1 pseudogene is annotated in these 314 nt (G+C 45.2%); it reads left to right on the forward strand.

Annotation, left to right across the window (positions count from 1 at the left end):
• Positions 1 to 192: 192 nt before the first annotated feature.
• Positions 193 to 314 (forward strand): annotated as a pseudogene (locus ACTHSP_RS23400) (LPS export ABC transporter permease LptF); the annotation flags it as partial.

Raw genomic sequence — 314 nt, forward strand, 5'->3', positions numbered from 1 at the left:
CCTGCAAAGTTTCGGCTTTTGTGCTAAATTTCACGTTTATTCTCCTGATTGGAACGGTTGTCGGTTGTTCAGACGGCATATTGACCAACCGTCCGAACAGATGTAAATCATTGTACTCCATTTGTGTCATGCCGTCTGAAGCCTTATTAATAAATATAGGTTGCCCATAAACCGTATACCACGCTCAATCTTATGATTTACCAAAGAAACTTTATTAAAGAACTTTCCTTTACTGCCGTCGGCATCTTTGTCGTCCTCTTGGCGGTATTGGTGTCCACGCAGGCCATCAACCTGCTTGGCCGCGCAGCCGACGG

The sequence above is a fragment of the Neisseria sp. P0001.S005 genome (assembly GCF_051963715.1).